3 protein-coding genes and 2 pseudogenes are annotated in these 5766 nt (G+C 76.0%); 4 read left to right on the plus strand and 1 reads right to left on the minus strand.

Features of this window, described 5'->3' with window-relative positions; genetic code table 11:
* The 4 genes and pseudogenes from HLB15_RS21995 to HLB15_RS22010 all read left to right on the plus strand — a co-directional run.
* Positions 1-611 (plus strand): annotated as a pseudogene (locus HLB15_RS21995) (hypothetical protein); the annotation flags it as partial.
* A complete protein-coding gene (locus tag HLB15_RS22000; protein ID WP_171108678.1) occupies positions 608-2905 on the plus strand; it encodes a serine/threonine-protein kinase in 2298 nt (765 codons plus the stop codon). The pseudogene HLB15_RS21995 and the gene HLB15_RS22000, both read left to right, overlap by 4 nt.
* A gap of 76 nt (positions 2906-2981) precedes the next feature.
* Complete coding sequence (locus HLB15_RS22005; RefSeq protein WP_171108681.1) at positions 2982-4100, plus strand: PP2C family protein-serine/threonine phosphatase; 1119 nt, start codon at positions 2982-2984, stop codon at positions 4098-4100.
* Positions 4101-4128: 28 nt separating this feature from the next.
* Entirely contained in the window at positions 4129-5418 is a 1290-nt protein-coding gene (locus HLB15_RS22010; RefSeq protein WP_171108683.1) for a VWA domain-containing protein, read from the plus strand.
* Positions 5419-5458: 40 nt separating this feature from the next.
* On the opposite strand, the pseudogene HLB15_RS25015 reads toward HLB15_RS22010, so the two are convergent.
* Positions 5459-5766 (minus strand): annotated as a pseudogene (locus tag HLB15_RS25015) (hypothetical protein); the annotation flags it as partial.

A 5766-nucleotide genomic window follows, 5' to 3' on the forward strand; every position in this document is an offset into this window, starting at 1 on the left:
CCGACGACGCGGCGGTGGCCCGCCTGCGCGACCGGCTCGCACGGATCCAGGCCGACGTGGCGCGCGGCGCGGACGTCACGGGCCCGCTCGGCGCGCTCGAGGACGAGGTGGCGCGCACCGAGCGCGACCTCATCGTGGCGACGGCGCGCAGCCGAGCCCTCTCGCGGGACCGCGAGCGCGCCGTCGCGCTGCGCTCGGCGCTGGCCGACCGGGCGCCCGTCATCCAGCAGGTCGCCGACCGGTGCCGGCGCGAGGTGGCCGACCCGCCCCGGCTCGCGGTGCCCGACGTGACGCGCCTCGGCGACGTGCCGCAGGAGCCGGACCGCCTGACGACGTACGTGCGGCGGCTGGGCGCCGTCGAGCGCGCGATGGACCGCGCGGAGGCGGCGTACACGGCCCCGCTGCGCGAGCGCGCCGAGCTGCGCTACAGCGTCCGGAACCTGATGACGAAGGCCCAGGGCAACGGGCGTGCGTCGTCGCCCGTCGTGAAGGCGGGCGAGGACGAGGCACGCGAGGCGATCGAGGCGACCCCGTGCGACCTGGTGCTGGCACGGCACTTCACCGAGCAGCTCGAGATGCTCGTGCGCGATCTCCCGGAGGGACACCGATGACGACACAGACGTGCGCGGAGCCGGGCTGCCCCGGCACCATCCAGGACGGCTACTGCGACGTGTGCGGCGCGCCGGCGGGCGGCAACCCGACGGGCAACGCGCTCGCCGCCGTCGCGGCGTCCTGGGGCGCGCAGGGCGAGGCCGCGTCGGCGGGCGGGCCGGCGACGGGCAGCGGCACGACCGCGCCGATGCAGCAGCAGGCCACCGGCCGCACGAGCTCCTCGCGCCTCGCCTCGACGGCGCTCGGCTCCGCGCGCATGGCGTCGGGCTCGTACCAGACGCGCCGCGTGGGCACCGGCTCGACCCGGCTGCGCGGCCACCGTCTCGGCGCCGGGCTGACGACCGTGCCGCACATGCCGGTGGCCGACCCGATGCAGGCCGTCATGGCGACGCCCGAGCTGGCGGAGAGCAAGCGGTTCTGCCCGACCTGCGGCCAGCCCGTCGGGCGGGCACGCGAGGGCGTGCCCGGCCGCATCGCGGGGTTCTGCGGGCACTGCGGTGCGCGGTACGACTTCGCGCCCGCCCTCCGGGCCGGCGACCTCGTGGGCGGCCAGTACGAGGTCGTGGGCTGCCTGGCCCACGGCGGCCTCGGCTGGATCTACCTGGCGCGCGACCGCAACGTCAGCGGGCGCTGGGTGGTGCTCAAGGGCCTGCTCAACTCGGGCGACCGGGAGGCGTACGAGGCCGCGGTGGCCGAGCGCCAGTACCTGGCAGAGGTCGAGCACCCGCTCATCGTCGAGATCTTCAACTTCGTGCTGCACGACGGCCTGGGCTACACCGTCATGGAGTTCGTGGGCGGCAGGTCGCTCAAGGACGTGCTCAAGGAACGCCGGGACAGCGGCGGCGGGCAACCCCGCCCGCTGCCGGTCGACCAGGCCATCGCGTACATCCTCGAGGTGCTCCCCGCCTTCAGCTACCTGCACGACCGCGGGCTGCTGTACTGCGACTTCAAGCCGGACAACATCATCGCGCAGGGCGACGGCGTCAAGCTGATCGACCTGGGCGGCGTGCGCCGGGCCGACGACCTGACGTCGCCGATCTACGGCACGGTCGGCTACCAGGCGCCGGAGGTCCCGGAGATCGGGCCGTCGGTCGCGTCCGACATCTTCACGCTCGGCCGCACGCTCGCCTCGCTCGTGCTCGACTTCCGCGGCAACACGACGGTCTACCAGGCGTCGTTCCCGCCGGTCTCCGAGACGCCCGTCTTCCAGCGGTACGACTCGTTCTACCGCTGGCTCGCCAAGGCCTGCGCGCCCGCACCCGCGGACCGGTTCGCCTCCGTCGACGAGGCCCGGGTCCAGCTCCTCGGCGTGTTGCGCGAGGTCGTCGCGACGGACAAGGGTCCCGGCTACACGGCCACGACGTCGGCCGAGTCGCTCCTGTTCGGGGTGCCCCCGCTCGACGGCGCCGACGGCCCGCTGCCGTGGAACCAGCTCCCGCTGCTCAAGGTGGACTCGTCCGACCCGATGGCGTCCTGGCTCGCGGGCGTCAACGTGGCCGACCCGGCCGAGCGCGTCGTGGCCCTCGGCGGGGCGCCCGAGGCGACCGTCGAGGTCCGCCTCGCGCTGGGCCGCGCCGCCATCGAGGCGGGCGACCTGGGGCGCCTGCGCGCGACCGTCGCGCAGATCCTCGAGGAGGACCCCTGGGAGTGGCGTGCCGCCTGGATGGAGGGTCTCGGCCACCTCGCGGCGGGCGACCCGGCCTCGGCCCGCGCGTCGTTCAACGCCGTCTACGGGCAGGTGCCCGGCGAGCCGGCGCCCAAGCTCGCGCTCGCGACGGTCTGCGAGCTGTCGGGCGAGCCCGGCGTGGCCGAGCAGCTCTACACGACGATCGCGCGCGCCGACTCCAACTACACGGGCGCAGCGGCGTTCGGCCTCGCGCGGGTCCGCGCGGAGGCGGGCGACACCGACGGCGCGCTCGGCGCCCTCGACCTCGTCGGCCCGACGCGCGGCTCGTACGCCGACGCTCGCCTGCGGCGGGCACGCCTGCTCGTCTCGGCGCGCCGCGGCCTGCTCGACCTGGCCGACGCCGTCGCCGGGCTGGGCGGCGCCCACGTGCCGGACCGGCCGCGGGCCGAGGTCACGGTCGACGCCCTCGCGGGCGCGCTCGGTCTCGTCACCCGTGAGGGGCCCGACCCGGCGGTGCGCGTGGCGGGTGCCGAGGCGACGGAACCGACGCTGCGGGACCGGCTCGAGGAGGCGCTGCGCGAGCTCGCCCGCCTCACCGAGGACCGTTCGGAGCGCGTGGCGATCGTGGACCGGGCAAACTCCGTACGGCGGTGGACGGTGCGCTGACCGGGCGACCCACCGAGAAGAAGCGCGGGGGCGGCCCCAACGGATCGCCCCACAAGGCAAGGAGAACGACCCCGACATGAGTGCCGACGACAGCAGCCTCGTCCGCTGCCCCCGCTGCGGCGAGGACGGGGCGCCGGGCGCCCGGTTCTGCGAGAACTGCGGCACGCCGCTGGGCGCCCCGGCCCCCGACGCCGGCGCCCCCTCCGAGGTGACCCTCGAGCTCGCCCCCACGGTGGTGGACCCCGACCCCGCGACGGGCGAGGCCTCCCACCAGCGCCCGTGCGCCGCGTGCGGCGGCACGATCGCGCCCGACGGCTACTGCGCCGACTGCGGCACGCCCGGCGTGTCCGAGCGCGACCACTTCGAGGAGCGGCCCGCGCGCTGGGTGGCCGGTGTCTGCGACCGCGGTGTCCGGCACGCGCGCAACGAGGACGCCATGGCGCTGGCCGCCGGCGACACCTTCGCGGCGCTCGTGGTGTGCGACGGGGTCTCCAGCGCGCCCGACTCCGACGTCGCCTCGCTCGCCGCGAGCCGTGCCGCGCGCGACGTGCTCGTCGCCTACGGTCCGCAGGGCTCCAGCACGGTGCAGGGCGCCACGAGCCGCCGGGTCGCGGGCTGGACCGACGCCATGGTCGCCGCCTCGCGCGCGGCGGGCCAGGCGGTGCGCGGCGCGGCGGAGCAGCTCGCGGCGACGAAGGGCAAGGACGTGGCGGACGACCCGCCGTCCTGCACGTTCGCCGCCGCCGTCGTGGACGGCGACCTGCTCGTGGCCGGGTGGCTGGGCGACTCGCGCGTGTACTGGCTGCCGGACGACGGCCAGGCCGAGCAGCTCAGCGTCGACGACTCGTGGGCCCAGGAGATGATCGCGGCGGGCGTGCCCCGCGCACAGGCCGAGTCGTCGCCCCAGGCGCACGCGATCACGCGCTGGCTCGGCCCGGACGCGCCCGACACCGACGCGCGCTGCGCCGCCACCGTGCCGAGCGGTCCGGGCTGGCTCCTGGTCTGCTCCGACGGCCTGTGGAACTACTGCTCCGACCCGCACGCCATGAGCGAGCTCGTGCGCCGGTACGCGACGACCGACGACCCGCTGGCGACGGCGTCGGCCCTCGTGCGCTGGGCCAACGCGCAGGGCGGCCGCGACAACATCACGGCGGCGCTCGCCCGCGTCTCCGCCGCTGTCACCGGGCAGCGATAACCTGCCCTCACCCCAGAGAGGAGCCACCGTGGCCGAGTTCTCCGCCGAGGTCTTCCAGAACGAGTTCCTGTCCGACGGCGCGACCGACGTGCACGCCGTGGTGTCCGTGACGTGCACCGGCGCGGGGGCGGCCGGGACGGCGAGCCCCGCGGGTCCGGGCGGTGCCGCCGAGATCGTCGCCGTCGACACGTCCGGCTCGATGCAGGGCCGCAACATGGAGGCGGCCAAGCACGCCGCGGCGGTCGCGGTGGACCAGATCCCCGACGGCACGCTCTTCGCCATCGTCGGCGGCTCGCACGTGGCCACCCGCATCTTCCCGTACCCGAACGCCCGCGTGCCGATGGTGGCCATGGAGCCGGGCGCGCGCGCCGAGGCCAAGCGCGCCATCGCGACGATGTCCGCGAGCGGCGGCACGGCGATCTCGACGTGGCTGCGACTGGCCGACGAGCTGTTCGCGACGGCGCCCGTCGCGAACAAGCACCTCATCCTGCTCACGGACGGCAAGAACGAGTCGGAGCCGTCCGCCCACCTGGACCAGATGATCGCGAACGTCACCGGGCGGTTCCAGTGCGACGCGCGCGGCGTCGGCGACCGGTGGGTGGTCGGGGAGCTGCGCAAGATCTCGACGGCCCTGCTCGGCACCGTCGACCTCATCGCCCGGCCCGAGGACATCGCGGAGGACTTCGCGGCGCTCGTGCGCAAGTCCGCCGCGCGCGGCGTCGCCGCCGTCGACCTGCGCGTGTGGGCTCCGCAGGGCGCGCAGGTGCTGTTCGTCCGGCAGGTCGCCCCGGAGGTGGACGACCTCACCGCGCGCCGCACCGAGGTCAACCCGCTCACCGGCGGCTACCCGACCGGCGCGTGGGCCGACGAGACGCGCGAGTACCACGTGGCGGTCCGCGTGCCCGCCAAGGTGGTCGGCTCGGAGCAGCTCGCCGCGCGCGTGCAGGTGGCGGTGGACGGCGAGGTCGCGGCGGCCGGGCTGGTCAAGGCCAAGTGGTCGGACGACTCGACGCTCACCGCGCGGATCAGCCCTGAGGTCGCCCACTACACGGGCCAGGCCGAGCTCGCCTCGGCGATCCAGGAGGGACTGGCCGCCAAGGCGGCGGGCGACGAGGCGACGGCGACCGTGAAGCTCGGCCGGGCCGTGCAGCTCGCCGCCGAGACCGGGAACGACGAGGCGACGTCGCGGCTGCGCAAGATCGTGGACGTGGAGAACGAGGCGGAGGGCACCGTGCGGCTCAGGCGCAACACCGCCAAGCTGGACGAGATGGCACTCGACACCGCCTCCACCAAGACGACCCGGGTCCGGCGCTCATGACCGTCACCTGCCCGGAGGGCCACCCGAGCCGGTCCACGGACTACTGCGACGTGTGCGGCACGCCGATCCCGGCCGCGGGGTCGGCGGCGGCCGAGCCCGGCCCGGCCACGGGCGCGCCTGCCGGTGCGGGCGGCGCCGAGACCGAGGCCGGGCCGGTGACCTGCCCGAACTGCGGCGAGCTGTCGCCCGGCGGCTCGCTGTTCTGCGAGAACTGCGGGTACGACTTCACGACCGGGACGCCCGCGCCACCTCCCCCGCCGCCGACCTCCGGCCTCGACCTGAGCGTGATCGGGAGCGCGGGCGGGGCGTCCGGCGGGGCGGGTGCTGCGGCGGGCGCGCCGGGTTCGG

The sequence above is a fragment of the Promicromonospora citrea genome (genome assembly GCF_013004695.1).
Lineage (GTDB): Bacteria > Actinomycetota > Actinomycetes > Actinomycetales > Cellulomonadaceae > Promicromonospora > Promicromonospora citrea.

Bases quoted from the DNA above. Each gene is read 5' to 3' on its own strand.
- HLB15_RS22000 (WP_171108678.1), top strand. From the start codon at position 608: ATGACGACACAGACGTGCGCGGAGCCGGGCTGCCCCGGCACCATCCAG.
- HLB15_RS22005 (WP_171108681.1), top strand. From the start codon at position 2,982: ATGAGTGCCGACGACAGCAGCCTCGTCCGCTGCCCCCGCTGCGGCGAG.